Here is a 14,855-nt window from a genome sequence, read left to right as displayed (position 1 = left end):
AGCCAAACTTGCAAGAATAAAGAGCCGAACTGCTATGTGCTTAATTAAATTATTGTTATTCTGAGGTATTTTTGGTCTTGTTGTATGTCTCCACCCCGTCATTGCAAGCGACTAAAAGGAGCGTGGCAATCTCAGGACTTTAGCACGAGATTGCTTCGTCAAAACTTACAGTCTTTCCTCGCAATGACGGAAAACAAAATCTAAATCACCTCTTCTATTAGGTTACTTAATAGCTTATGCCCTTCTTTTCTTCTTTTTAATAAATTTTGTGAAGCATCCTCTAATATTTTTGGATTACTTATCAAATCGAGTATTTTATCTGCTAATTTTCCTGCAGAAATATTATTCTGCTCTAAACACCATCCTGTTTTTTCATCTTCCAATAATTGTGCATTGTAATATTGATGATTATCCGCAGCACTAGGCAGTGGAATAAAGATTGCCGGCAACCCTATATAGGTCAATTCTTCTATAGTAGATGCTCCTGCTCTTGAAATCACTAAATCGGCTTCTTTATATTGCAATGCCATATTATCAAAAAATTCAGCAAATTCATAGGTAATGTTTAATTTCGAGTATATATCTTTTATTTTTACTTGATCATCTAATGCCGCTTGCTGGATTATATTTAATTCAAGACTTGGCTGTTTTTGCATCAAAATTTGGATACTTGCAGGTATCAGCTCTGAAAATAACTTAGCTCCTTGACTACCGCCAAAGATGAATATTGTAAAAAGCTTGTCATTCTGTGGCTTAACCACGGAGTCCAGTACTTTTATTAAAGACTTTTTAGACCCCGTGGTCAAGCCACGGGACGACATTTCCATAACCTTTAATTCCCTAATATTCTCTCTAACTACCCCACCGGTAACTACTATTTTACTTTTTGCAAATTCCGGTAAATTCTTTATTTTTTCATAAGAAATAGCTATCTTTTTAGCAAAGCTTGCAAAAAATTTATTAACCTTTCCAAGGTAAGAATTCTGTTCATGAATTATAATCGGTACTCTTAAAAAAATTGCCGCAAACATTGGAGCTATAACAGGATAACCGCCAAATCCTACAGTAACGGAAGGCTTCATATTATATAATAATTTAATAGCCTTTAAAACTGCAATTGATAACCTAGGTAAAAACAAGAAAATATTACCTGAGCGTTTTAAATCTAGGATATGAAAAATTACTTTCATATCCTGCTTTATATATTGTTTGCATCTTAAATCAGTAATAAAATGAACTTCATAGCCACGTTTGATTAATTCTTCTCCAAGAGCAACTGCCGGAAAAAAATGTCCCCCCGTCCCTCCTGCTACCAAAATGATTTTTTTCATATTTCAATATTACGAATTTTGTACGAATTTAACGGCGTTCGGTATCTTGTAAAGCCAAGAAGCATACCGGTAGCGATAGCTATTGCAAGCGTTGAAGAACCACCGTAACTAATAAACGGTAATGTCATACCTTTAGTAGGAAGTAAATGTAAAGTCACACCCATATTAATTATTGCCTGAAGCCCTAATTGTGCAATTATACCGCTAGCAGCGAATTGTACAAATTTATCTGTTTCGTTTAATAACTTAATAAGACTTCTTAATACTATAAAAGCAAATATACCTATAACAATAAGGCAAATAATAGCTCCAAACTCCTCACCTGCTACAGCAAAAATAAAATCCGTATGCGAGTCGGGTAGTACCTGCTTGATTGCCCCCTCCCCTGGACCTCGTCCATATAACCCGCCATGCTCAAACGCCTTAAGAGACTTACTAACTTGATAATTCTCGCTACTATCTGGATCTAAAAACGAATTAATTCTTTGCGTTACGTGCGGTAACCAAAAATAAGCAATAGTTACTCCTATCATTCCTAAAAAACCGGCTAAAACAATCCACAATATCGGCATACCCGCAATAAACAGTTGAATACCGAAAACTGCCGTAATCATTACAAGCATTCCAAAATCCGGCTGAATAATTAAGAGAATAGCAACAATAGAATAAAGTATTACACAAATCGTAAAACTTGGAAAATCATCATTAAATTTTAGCGATAATATCCAGCCCGTAACAACTGCAAAAAACGGTTTGATAAATTCCGAAGGTTGAATAGATAGACCGAGAATATTAATCCATCGCACTGCGCCTTTTACTTCATAGCCGAAAAATTTAACTGCTATTAATAAAACTATACTAGCAATAAATCCAACTATTGCAAAACGCCTTAACCATTTTTTATTAAGACATGAAAATAATAATATAAGTCCTGAAGCGGCAGCTAAATAAAATATTTGTCTAGATGCAAAATAACTTTCTTCAAGACCTATTCTACTTGCTACTACTGAACCTGAGGTAGTAACAAGCATTAGACTAAAAGCAAATAAGATAATTAAAGAAATTATTATTTGCCTATCGGTACTCCGCCACCATAATTTTATAAAGTTATTAGATATTTCGTTATTCATATTATAGTTATTCAATTATGGCTATATTTATAATGTTATTACATGGATCGGAAAACACCCTCGATGTCACTCCGTGGCTTGACCACGGTATCCAGAAAAACAATAAAAAATACTAATATTATTTAGTATTTTTAACTAGATACCGTGGTCAAGCCACGGAGTGACAGGATACTACACAATTTTATAAACAACTCGCCACGCTCTTCAAAATTTTTAAACTGATCATATGAGCTACAACTAGGTGCTAACAAGATATTTTTTACCTCCGCGTTATCACCTACTGCATCCTTATAAGCAAGATCGAAAGCCTGCTCAAGATTATCACATATTACAAAATCTACTATATTCTTAGCAGAATTTGCAAATATTTCTTTAGCTTGACCATAAAAATAAGCTTTCTTAATTTGACTGAAATAAGGCTTTATTTCCTCAATACCACCCTCTTTAGGGATTCCTCCCGCAAGCCAGTAAATATTATCGAGTGCTTTAATTGATTGCACGGCAGATATGGCATTTGTCGCTTTACTATCATTGTAAAAACTTATATTATTTATACTACCGATATATTGCATTCTATGAGGTAAACTTTGAAAACTACTTATAGATTCAAGTATTTTTTTAGGTTCTACTCCTATTATTTTAGCTACTGCATAACTTGCTGCAATATTCTCACAATTATGAACTCCTTGCAGGTTTTTATTAAAAGGTACAGCATAATGCATAAAGCTTGATACAAGCGAATTTTGCAGGTCTCGCCTGTGCTCACGTATTTTTATACACTCCGGCTCCGCAGGCTCACCTTGAAATTCATCTTGTCTAAAACTTTCTGAATTATGCTGTAATTCAAAACTTATATCATCAAAAAAATTAGCGCTAATTTTATCATCAACTACCGAAATACCGTTTTCAAGAATTTGAGTAACCGAAAAAGGAATTAGCTTTATACGCTGCTCTTGCTGCAATTTTATAAAGACTTCACGACAATAATCATTATCGATATTAATTACCGCATAACTCTCTTGATCCATTCGATCAAAGATCTTAGATTTTGCTGCAATATAGCAGGTCATATCCTGATGTCTATCTAAATGGTCGGGAGTTATATTAAGCAGCACGGCTATTTTAGCTGTAAAGGTTTTTACTAGATCTAGCTGAAAAGAAGACAATTCAAGTACATATCCATCCTTACTTGCTTTAGCTTGCAAAGCAGAAACTCCAATATTACCGGCAACCGGATAGTCTAAACCACTACTATTTAAGATATGGCTTATTAAAGCAGTAGTAGTACTTTTACCGTTTGTACCGGTTATAGCTATAAATTTTAAGTTTTTTGATTTTGCAAATAATAAGTCTATATCGGAAGTGATTGGAATATTAAAACTTTTTGCAATATTGACTATCTCATGCGTTAAAGGAATTCCAGGACTTAAGACAATTGTATCTAAATTTTGCCATCTTGAATCAGATAAAGCAGCGATAGCGGTTTTACTATATAATTCTTCAAATATATCTCTATTTGCTTTTAAATCATCATAAACAATTACATCATATTTATTTTGCAATTCCTCGTAAACCGATATACCGGTTTTACCAAGCCCAAAAACACCTATTTTTTGTTTTGTATGAGAATTCATGAATTAATTTGAAAAAACATTGCAGTCTTAGTATTCAAGAACAGGTATATGAAGATCAACTTCAAAAAGAGCAAGGAGTTTACAAGTCGAGGAGCGGAGCGTATACTTAATATGTAAGCACCGCAGATCTTGTAAAACGACGTAGCCAATTTTTGAAGTTGATCAAGTATACTAATGCATGTCCTGCATTAATGCTTGTTCACCTTCATTAAATTCACCTTGTCCTTTTACATTACTGTAAGTTGTTTTGCTATACCTAGGATCAGGTAAATAATAATGAGGCGGAACTTCTAGTGCTTTAGCACGCTGTACTTGATACTCATTAGGTCCAACTGTTGATATACCTACGGTTTCTTTTAACTTTTTACTACAAGCAGAAGTAATTAATAAGACAGTAAATAATAAAAAAATCTTTTTCACTTAAACACCTATAAATTAAAATTATAATAGCCTCCTTGCAAAATAACTTCTAGAGGTAATTTGTACGTCAATCCGGTACTTGAATCCTCACGTAGGTCTACTACGCTACGGTTCTGCGTTCTGTGTTTCCTTCAAATTCCTCTCTATAAGTTTAATTTTGCAAGGAGGCTATTTTATCGTTAGCACCCTTATCGGTATTACGAATTTTTTTAGCCATAGCTTCAACTTGAGCATTATCATAATTCCCTTTAGCCTTTTCTTCAATAACTTTTTTAGTACTATAATAATCTTCTATTAAGATAATTACTCCTATTGTAATAAAGCAATCAGCTAAATTAAATACGGGGAAGCTATAATTCTGATAATGAAAATGGATGAAGTCAAAAACTGCTCCTCTAAAAAATCTATCAATTAGATTACCAACAGCTCCGCCGATTACAAAGCTATAACCGGCAAAGCTTCCGATCGTTTTTGAACGTATCATCAAATAATATAAATAACAGACAATAATCGTGTTCGTTATTAAGAAAATAACATTGCTATATTGATAATATTCACGCATTAGACCAAAGCTAATACCGTAATTCCAAGTATAAACCATATTTAAGAAAGAAGTAACCTTAAGCATTAAGCCCGGCTTCCATCTCAAATTATCAATAAACCACCATTTACTTAACTGATCAATAATCACTAAGGTTATTATTATACGACTACTACGAGCAAATGTGAGATATAGTTTTTTTAGTAGTGAGAGCATAATTGTAAATGTCATTCCCGCGAAAGCGGGAATCCAGAAAAAACAACCTTAATATTAATACAAAATTATATATTTGATAAAATAAACCTATAAAAAACAAGTTTTTTATAGATTTTACTAGATTCCCACTTTCGCGGGAATGACATTAAGAGTCGTACAACACCAAGTTGATTACGGTATGACAAGGATTCACTCTACAATGAAACTGTGGCTGCTTTATCAGCTTGCAATTCCTTATCAAGCTTAACACTTAAAGTTTTTATTTCTTTTTTAAATTGTTTAAATTTCTCTAAATTTTGTCCGTTTAATTCTATACCCGGTGTTGTTTTAACTGACATAGGATTAACATGTTTGCCATCAATTTTAACTTCATAATGTAAATGTGGAGCTGTAGCTCTGCCGGTACTTCCGACATATGCGATGATTTGTCCTTGTTTTACGATACTTCCCACTTTTAAATTTTTTGCAAAATTTGAAGCATGCGCATAAGCAGTAGATAGCGTACCGCTATGTTTTACCTGAATAAATTTTCCATAACCCGACTTCCAACCTATTTCTGTTATAACTCCGTTTCCTGCGGAATATATAGGCGTACCGGTTGGAGCTGCAAAGTCAACCCCCTTATGCATTTTAGTATAACCGAGTATCGGATGCTTTCTATTACCGTAATGTGAAGAAACTTTTATAACTTTTAGCGGAGTTTTAAGTAAGCTTCTTTTTACGCTTTTACCGTCTTCGGAAAAAAATGCATGATTATTTGCGTTATTATCATGAGAATAACGATATATATTATATTCTTTCCCTGAAAGATTTAATGAAACATATAGAATTTTACCGTGGTGGGAAAATTTACCATCTTCCGTTACGTATTTTTCCGTTATTACGGTTGCAGTATCACCGCTTTTTATTTGACGCTGAAAATCGATTTGATAAGCATAAGCATTAATCAGCTCTATTATACTGTTATCCGATAAGCCCAGTTTTTTAAGAGCTGACATAAAATTTGCTTCAATACTTACCGACGATTTAGCAACTTTTTTACTTAAAGGTACTACAATTTCTTCAACTTTAAAATTATCACCTTCTCTAATTACTTCAATAGTTTTTAGCTTATCGATAATTATAACGATTTTATTTAAGAATGCTACCTCTGAGGTTAAATCTTCATCCTCATTTTCGATAATTTTTGTTTCATATTCAAAAGTAATTTGCTGCCCTATTTTAAGAGCAGAAGATAATTTTCCCTCTTTTATTAAACTTACAATTTTGTCTATTTCATTTTTAGGGATATGTTGTTCTATCAAAATTGACTTTATAGTATCGCCTTTTTTTACTACTACTTCTTTAAATGCAATTGTTTCTTCTTCACTACTATCAGGTTGTACTAAAGTTATGGATAAAGTGTTGTTAACATAATTATTAACGGCAAAAGAGACAAAAACAACTAATCCTATAAATAATAATAAGGAGGCAGAGGTGAGGATTTTCCTGAGACGTGCACTAATAAAAGATGATGGTAATATGCCATTAAAATCATAAGATAGTGCGGTATCATTCATTAAAATTGCTCTGAAGATTATTTGAATCAATTTTTCATTACTAATAATAGTATGAACTATATACAAACAAATTACAATAGAAAATTGTAAAATTTTGTTTTATTTCTGTCTTAATTAGTTTTTTATTGATTAAAATTTAATTTTTAATATAAGTTAATTTCTATTAACTTATATAGATAAATATTATGCCTAGACTTTTCCTATTTTTATTAATTTTTATAAATCTTATGTCCTGCTCATCTAGCCATAATACTTTCAAATTACCCAAATAGAATATTATGAGAATATTTCTTTAAATAAAAACTGTCCTATAAATAGTGAAATAGTTCTAGTAGGCGGTTGTTTTGATTTATTACATTACGGTCATATAGAATTTATACGCAAAGCTAAAAAACACGGTAAATACTTAATCGTTGCTTTAGAGCCGGATGAAACAATTATTAAATATAAAAAACGTCAACCTATCCATAATCAATTACAACGAGCAAAAATTTTAAGTTCTTTCACATTTGTTGATAAAGTACTTATATTACCTAAACTAAAAGATTTTAATGATTATGCTCGGTTAGTGCAAAATATTTGTCCTTCTGTAATCGCCGTAACAAAGCACGATCCTCAGTTAATAAATAAATTCAAGCAAAATTAAGAAATGCGAAAGTAATAGAAGTTATTGACTTACTGCAACAGTCTAATATAGGTACACTTTCTAGCTCAAATATTATTAAAAATATGTAGTTTTTACAAAAATTTATCGATTTTTACTTTAATAAAAGTGTATATCCATTTATATTAAATATAAATAACTTTATATGTGCTATGAAAAATATTATTAGACATCTTTCCCAACCAGCTTATAGAGAGGAATTTAAAGAAGACACTTCCACTCGAACCGCAGAGTACAAAAGCGTAAGTGAGAATTCGAGTACCGGATTGACTTATACATTACCTCCAAAAGCAAAATTTGGAAAAATGTCTATTACTTTAATTTGTTTTTTGATTGTTAGCAGTAATTGCTTTGCTTCCGAGCCGTTACCTTGGCAAGTAACGTTCCAGCCACCGGCAAGTCCGATTATGGAGGAATTACATCATTTTCATAATTTTCTGCTTTATATCTCAACAGCTATTGTTTTATTTGTTGCCGGATTACTTGGCTTTGTATGCATCAGATTTAATGCAAAAAATAATCCCGTACCGGCAAAATTTTCACATAATGTTTTAATAGAAATAATTTGGACTGTAATACCTATAATAATTTTAGTTATTATTGCAGTGCCGTCTTTTAAAATATTGCGTCATGCCGAAAAAATACCCGAAACGGATTTAACTATTAAAGTAGTAGGTTATCAATGGTATTGGCATTATATATATCCTGATCATGATAATTTAGAATTTGATAGCGTAATGATCTCTGATGAGAATTTAAAACCTAACCACAAAAGATTATTAGATGTTGATAATCGAATTGTTATCCCTGAAAATGCTACTGTAAGGTTTCTCATTACCGCAGGTGACGTAATACATAGTTTTGCCGTTCCATCACTTGGATTTAAAATAGACGCAGTCCCAGGCAGAATAAACGAAACCTGGACAAGAGTGGCTAAAAAAGGCGTATATTACGGACAATGCTCCGAACTATGCGGCATCCATCACGGCTTTATGCCGATTGCTATAGAAGTAGTAAGTAAAGAGGATTTCGACAATTGGATTGCAAGCAAGAATAAGACTGCTATGAATGGCAAGAAGCCAAAATTGGCAGTTAACTAATTATATTTAGAAGTTCTATGGAAAATTATAATACAAAAATATCTGAACTAGATAAATTACTAAACGATATAACCGATTCTAATCGACATCAAGAAATTATGAAGTAGTGATGATTCAGCAGGTAAAGAAGCATGGTAATTTATAACGAAAGTATTTTATAAACTAAAACTATTACTTTAAATTTTTTAATATATGACTAACCACAATAACCCTTATCCCCATCTTTTTCCTAAACAAGCAAAAGAAACGATATTTTTACATTTTATCCATAATCTAAATATAATAGATTACACTTATTACAATGACGCTAATCACCCTGAGAAATTTGAATATGAAAATGTTAGAGGAGCTTATTTTGTTAAATGGATTATAGGAAAATTTTGTGCTATTGCTATGGGTACTAGTATAGTATTGTTGTCGGTAATCCTGCAAAGATATAGATTGCCTGATGAGATAGTTGAGCAATTACTTGAAATTCAATGGTGGGATTGGGATTATGATAAAATCACTCGGAATATTCCGGCAATTGTTGGAACAGATATCGAAAAATTAAAACAGGCAGAATAATAATTATGGATATAACTACTACCGAAATTTATCACGATGGCCACCACACCCCACACGGTTGGAGGCGATGGCTTTTTTCTACCAATCACAAAGATATCGGCATTATGTATATCATATTTGCCGTTTTTGCCGGAATTGTCGGAGGTTTGTTCTCACTGCTTTTTAGGTTAGAGCTTGCAATGCCCGGCGGCACTTTCTTAAATCATGATTTCCAGCTATATAACGTGCTTATCACAGCACATGCGGTTATTATGGTATTCTTTATGATTATGCCGGCTTTGTTCGGTGGCTTTGGTAACTATTTTGTACCTCTGTTAATAGGGGCTCCCGATATGGCATTTCCACGCCTTAACAATATCAGTTTTTGGCTACTAGTGCCTGCTTTTCTTTTACTTATGGGATCAGCTTTTGTTGACGGTGGGCCAGGAACGGGCTGGACGCTATACCCTCCTTTAAGTAATTTAAGCGGTCACCCTGGTGCAGCCGTTGATATGGCTATTTTCAGTTTACATTTAACCGGTCTATCGTCAATCCTTGGATCAATTAACTTAATCGTTACTATCTTTAATATGAGAGCTCCGGGAATGGGACTTTTCAAGATGCCGTTATTCGTTTGGTCTATTTTAGTTACCGCATTTCTAATAATTCTTGCGATGCCGGTACTTGGTGGAGCTATTACTATGCTACTTACAGATCGTAATTTTGGAACTACTTTCTTTAAGCCTGACGGCGGCGGTGATCCTGTATTATTTCAGCATCTATTTTGGTTTTTCGGTCATCCTGAAGTATATATCGTAATACTTCCAGGCTTTGGTATAGTAAGTCAAGTTATTTCAACTTTTTCACGCAAACCTATATTCGGCTATCAAGGTATGATCGGGGCTATGGTGATCATAGGCTTTGTTGGATTTATCGTATGGGCTCACCATATGTTTACTGTTGGACTTTCTTATAATGCACTTATATATTTCACTGCCGGAACGATGATTATAGCAGTTCCGACGGGTATTAAAATATTTAGCTGGATAGCGACTATGTGGGGTGGTTCGATTACATTCCCAACTCCTATGCTATTTGCGATAGGATTTATTATATTATTTACGATCGGCGGCGTAACCGGCATAATCCTATCAAATTCGGCACTTGACAGAGTTCTGCACGATACATATTATGTTGTTGCACATTTCCATTATACGATGTCGCTCGGTGCTTTATTTACGGCATTTGCAGGCTTTTATTATTGGTTTGGCAAAATATCTGGTAAACAATATCCGGACATTTTAGGCAAAATTCATTTTTGGATTACCTTTATAGGCGTTAATTTAACTTTCTTCCCGCAGCATTTCTTAGGTCTTGCGGGCATGCCAAGAAGAATACCGGATTACCCTGAAGCTTTCGCCGGCTGGAATATGGTTTCGTCGATAGGAGCAGGTATTTCTATGTTTGCTGCCCTTTATTTTGTATTTATCGTTTTCTATACGCTAAAATACGGCAAAGATTGTCCAAATAATCCTTGGGGCGAAGGAGCAGACACATTAGAGTGGACACTTACCTCACCACCGCCGTTCCATACTTTTGAAACACCACCGCATATTGAGGGGTAATAGTGGCTTTGCTGCGTGGATGCCAAGTCATCATCATTGCGAGGAGTTGCCGTTAGCAACGACGCGGCAATCTCATAAGATAATATAAAAAACACTCCTGAGATTGCCACGTCAGCATAAATGCTGGCTTGCAATGACAGGACCTTTATGAACTGTCCGGTACTATGAAGCATTAGCTGACAGAAAAATAATAAAATGATAATAAAACGAGAATAAATATGTATAAAAAACCGATAATAGGTGTTACACCTGATTTAGCTCAAAATTGTGAAAAATATACTTACGCTGCTTTTCCATGGTACGCCTTGCGAAGAAACTATACCGATGCAATTATTGCAGCCGGCGGTGTACCGCTATTATTACCTTATCAAAGTGATACAATAAATCAGCTTATGGAACTTGTTGATGGTGTTGTAATGCCAGGCGGTGATGAGGACATACATCCTAAATTTTATGAGTCGGAATACGCCGAAGATATAGTAGTTTCTAATGAAGAACGTGATAATTTTGAGATATTAATTTTAAAGAAAGCATTAGAGAGAGATATTCCGGTTTTAGGAATATGCCGAGGTATGCAGTTATTAAACGTTATTTTTAAGGGTACACTTATTAAACATATTCCTGATTATATTGAAACTGTAATTAATCATACACAACCTTCGCCTAAAAATATCGTTTCGCATGCAATTAATATAGAAGCAAATACTAAACTTGCTAAAATAGCTAATAATCAGCTACACACTATGGTTAATTCGACTCATCACCAGGCTGCTAAACAACTTGGTAATGATCTTATCGTATCTGCAACAGCAGAAGACGGTATAATTGAAGCCATTGAATCAACGAAACATAAATTTGTTATCGGCGTTCAATGGCATCCTGAATATCTTAACGATAATGGAGTAGATTTAGAATTATTTAAAGAATTCGTAAAAGTTAGTAAGTAAATATTAGTTTTTAACATCATTAGATGAACATATTACAAACGCTTTATTATATTCATATCCAAGCGGCCAACAACATACGGAATTTTTAGAGCGTTCATATACGAAAGTAGAACCTCTACCATTGCCTTCTAGTTGATACTGACCATAAACTTACAGGTCCACATTGTTCTTGCCAAGCAATTGAATATTTTACCCGATTATCTTGCACATCCCATTATTGTAAACAGCCGCTAATAATATAATTCATTTCAGTCACAAATAGTTTAACCAATTTTTGTATTACCAAATCTTCTTGTTGTTCTACTTGTATATTATCACAATAAGCTATATGTGAGTTTAAATTATTAGCATAAGCTCATGATATTATAGAGAATAATAGTAAATAATATAATAAAAATTTTCATATGATACCTTATTTATTAAATGTAAATTAATATATTTAATAAGAAACTAATAATCAAATATTATTTATTGTACTATATTATCATTTTAAATAAGATTTCGGACCTTTGATCTGCTATATTATCGTCAAAAACATTATTTATGACTGCTGATTATTCTTTTTTGAAAAGTTTTGCTGAGTATATCATTGATAAATTAGGTAAAGATACAAAAGTTCAAATAATATTGCCTAATAATTTCTCATGCCTAGAATTAAAGAAGATTTTAACCGATAAATATAAAATTAACTTACCTATCATTATTCCTTTTAATTCTCTTATTTCAAAAAAAACCGATGCGGATTATATATCTAAAATAGAAGAATTACTTATTTTATCATCCATTATCACCGAATATAAAGAATTACCTTTGAATAAAAATGAATCATTAAAAGCTGCAGAACTTTTAAGAAAATTGTTTAATGATCTTATAATCAATAATATTGATATAAAATTAATTGAAGTCTATAACAATTCTAACTACTGGCAAAAGATTTATAAATTTCTAGAATATTGCTTTTTAAGATGGCAAGAAGAAATATCGTTTACTCAAAAACAAACTAAAGCAGTTTATAAATTAAAGCTATTACAAGAAGAAATAATAAAAATAAAAACAGGACATAAGCAGGTAATACTCGCCGGAATATTCAAGCCTAATATTTTGTTAAAAAGATTTGAAGAAGAATTAAAGGATTACATAATTCACTATAATCCTGCATCCAAACAGATTAGCGATGGTATATCTTATTATGAACCTAATGACATTTATGAAGAAACTAAACAAATATCTTATATATGTAGCCGTAATCAAGACAGACGGATTGCAATCGTTACAAATAATAATAAGCTTAAAAGAGTATATTGTGATTTTTTAGACAAATATGAAGATCTACTAGGTAATGACTTAAGGCTTACTAATATAGGTGAATTACTAACTTCCATTATTAAAATATTATGTAATAATTTTGATTTAAAACTTCTATTTTTATTACTTAAAAATCCTTTAATTAACTGCCCTACTGTGCAGCAGTTAGAGTTAATGCTATCTAATAAAAATCGTTTTATATCCTCACCGAAATATTTATTGCAATTACAATTTGATAATGAGGATATAAGAGAGTATTGCCGTAACTTAATAGATATTTTATTTACCGATACTCCACATAATATACAAGCTATTCTAACCTTAACTAAAGAAATAACTGAAAAACTTTTGCCTACTATTTGGGAAAAAGAAGGAGGAGCAGAACTACTTGAGTTTTTAACAAATTTAACTGCATATAGTAAATATATAAATTCAACGGATAAAAAGGATTTTCCTAAAATTTTTTCTTTTTTACTTTCTAATATCAAATATTACAAAAATACCGACGCTGCTAGTATTATTATAGGACGGCCTGAAGATTTAGTATTATGTGAATTTGACTTAATTATATTACCGCATTTTAATAATGAAAACTGGACACTGAGTGCTAAAGCTCACCCATGGCTTAGCAAGAAAGCCTTGCAGATACTAAATATAGATTACGATGAAATTGTCCCTACTCTATATTCAGATTACTTCAATTTATTTCTACAAAATAAGCAAATAGTTATACTGAATGCTAAAAAATATGATGGGAAACTGTCAGTGCCGAGTAATTTATTTTTGAAGCTAGCAAAAGGTTCTGTGTCACCCCGTGACTTGATCACGGGGTCCAGTAATTATATTGATACCGTGGTCAAGCCACGGTATAACAAGAGTATTGAGATCCACAGCCCCTCTTTCCCAACCACCTTATCAGTAACCGAAATAGAAACATTAATAAGAAACCCATACGGTTTTTATGCTAAGAAAATTCTTGGACTACGTAAAAAAGATCATATATGGGAAGAGCCTAAAATATCGGATTTCGGTAATTTGATTCATAAAGTTTTAGAGGAATATTCTAAAAATTACGACAAACAATATATCAATTTAAATTTGCTTGATAAACAAAATGCTTTAATAAATATCGGTAATCATATTTTATATAGCACTATTTTACCAAGCTACACAAAAAAAACTTGGCAAATAAAACTCACGGCTTTCAGCAAAGCTTTTATTTTATTTGATATAGAACGCCGAAAAAACTGCAAAGAAATCTATTTTGAAACTAAAGGGGAGTTACGGCTAAATATTGTAGGTCAAGATATAAAAATAATCGGTATAGCTGACCGAATTGAAATAAGTAAATCAAACAATATAACTATACTAGATTATAAGACCGGTACTATTCCGACTAAGAAAGAAATAGAACTTGGACTCTCGCCGCAACTTATCATAGAAAGTTTGATGTTACTAGAAAACGGATTTACGAAATGTAATTCTCTGTCCCTTTTATGTCATCCCCAGCCCCTTTTGTGTTATTCCCGCGAAAGCAGGAATCCAATTATAAATAACAATATTACTATCGCCTACGTAAAAATAACTAGTACCGAACCTTATGTGCACACAACGGAAATAGCTTTAAGCATCGAGACTTTAAATAGACATAAAGCCGGATTAGTAAAATTACTTGAACATTATATTACAAATAAATTCTTTTCTTATGATTTGAATTTATCAAAGTATAATGATTATTCGCATTTGAGTCGATAGGCTAATTATGTCATTCCTGCGCATGTGCATGGGTGTCAACTTAAGACTCGATGTCATTCCCACGTAGGCAGGAATCCAGTAC

At 32.6% G+C, this 14,855-nt stretch carries 11 protein-coding genes and 2 pseudogenes; 6 read left to right on the top strand and 7 right to left on the bottom strand.

Features of this window, described 5'->3' with window-relative positions:
• Positions 1–200 precede the first annotated feature (200 nt).
• The 7 genes and pseudogenes from murG to TENJIKU01_RS00825 all read right to left on the bottom strand — a co-directional run bounded on the left by murG (position 201) and on the right by TENJIKU01_RS00825 (position 6,831).
• Positions 201–1,331: an undecaprenyldiphospho-muramoylpentapeptide beta-N-acetylglucosaminyltransferase gene (gene murG, locus TENJIKU01_RS00850; RefSeq protein WP_064428844.1), complete on the bottom strand. Its 1,131-nt coding sequence runs from the start codon at positions 1,329–1,331 to the stop codon at positions 201–203.
• On the bottom strand, positions 1,328–2,461 hold the full coding sequence (ftsW, locus tag TENJIKU01_RS00845; RefSeq protein ID WP_064428843.1) for a putative lipid II flippase FtsW: 1,134 nt from the start codon (positions 2,459–2,461) through the stop codon (positions 1,328–1,330). The genes murG and ftsW overlap by 4 nt, the downstream gene beginning before the upstream one ends.
• Positions 2,462–2,592: 131 nt before the next feature.
• Positions 2,593–4,095, bottom strand: a complete 1,503-nt coding sequence (murD, locus tag TENJIKU01_RS00840; protein WP_064428842.1) for a UDP-N-acetylmuramoyl-L-alanine--D-glutamate ligase — start codon at positions 4,093–4,095, stop codon at positions 2,593–2,595.
• Between the two features lie 171 nt (positions 4,096–4,266).
• Positions 4,267–4,515, bottom strand: a complete 249-nt coding sequence (locus TENJIKU01_RS00835; protein ID WP_064428841.1) for a DUF3035 domain-containing protein — start codon at positions 4,513–4,515, stop codon at positions 4,267–4,269.
• Positions 4,516–4,559: 44 nt separating this feature from the next.
• Positions 4,560–4,663: pseudogene (locus TENJIKU01_RS08120) on the bottom strand (palindromic element RPE1 domain-containing protein); the annotation flags it as partial.
• Positions 4,664–4,666: 3 nt separating this feature from the next.
• Positions 4,667–5,272, bottom strand: a complete 606-nt coding sequence (gene lspA, locus TENJIKU01_RS00830; RefSeq protein WP_064428840.1) for a signal peptidase II — start codon at positions 5,270–5,272, stop codon at positions 4,667–4,669.
• Between the two features lie 194 nt (positions 5,273–5,466).
• Positions 5,467–6,831: a M23 family metallopeptidase gene (locus tag TENJIKU01_RS00825; RefSeq protein ID WP_064428839.1), complete on the bottom strand. Its 1,365-nt coding sequence runs from the start codon at positions 6,829–6,831 to the stop codon at positions 5,467–5,469.
• Positions 6,832–7,058: 227 nt separating this feature from the next.
• Here TENJIKU01_RS00825 and TENJIKU01_RS10435 point away from each other — a divergent pair.
• The 6 genes and pseudogenes from TENJIKU01_RS10435 to TENJIKU01_RS00800 all read left to right on the top strand — a co-directional run bounded on the left by TENJIKU01_RS10435 (position 7,059) and on the right by TENJIKU01_RS00800 (position 14,773).
• Positions 7,059–7,477, top strand: a pseudogene (locus TENJIKU01_RS10435) (adenylyltransferase/cytidyltransferase family protein).
• 170 nt (positions 7,478–7,647) lie between these two features.
• A complete protein-coding gene (gene coxB / locus TENJIKU01_RS00820; RefSeq protein ID WP_064428838.1) occupies positions 7,648–8,595 on the top strand; it encodes a cytochrome c oxidase subunit II in 948 nt (315 codons plus the stop codon).
• 192 nt (positions 8,596–8,787) lie between these two features.
• Positions 8,788–9,162 (top strand): hypothetical protein, encoded by a 375-nt coding sequence (locus TENJIKU01_RS00815; protein ID WP_064428837.1) that lies wholly within the window; start codon positions 8,788–8,790, stop codon positions 9,160–9,162.
• 5 nt (positions 9,163–9,167) lie between these two features.
• Positions 9,168–10,766, top strand: a complete 1,599-nt coding sequence (ctaD, locus tag TENJIKU01_RS00810; protein ID WP_064428836.1) for a cytochrome c oxidase subunit I — start codon at positions 9,168–9,170, stop codon at positions 10,764–10,766.
• 218 nt (positions 10,767–10,984) lie between these two features.
• Complete coding sequence (locus tag TENJIKU01_RS00805) at positions 10,985–11,713, top strand: gamma-glutamyl-gamma-aminobutyrate hydrolase family protein (RefSeq protein WP_064428835.1); 729 nt, start codon at positions 10,985–10,987, stop codon at positions 11,711–11,713.
• Between the two features lie 543 nt (positions 11,714–12,256).
• On the top strand, positions 12,257–14,773 hold the full coding sequence (locus tag TENJIKU01_RS00800) for a PD-(D/E)XK nuclease family protein (protein WP_064428834.1): 2,517 nt from the start codon (positions 12,257–12,259) through the stop codon (positions 14,771–14,773).
• Positions 14,774–14,855: the final 82 nt, after the last annotated feature.

The organism is Rickettsia sp. Tenjiku01, assembly GCF_001653015.1.
Taxonomy (GTDB): Bacteria; Pseudomonadota; Alphaproteobacteria; order Rickettsiales; family Rickettsiaceae; genus Rickettsia; species Rickettsia rickettsii.
The sequence above is the reverse complement of the archived record's forward strand: the minus strand, read 5'-3'. Positions and strand labels throughout refer to the sequence as shown.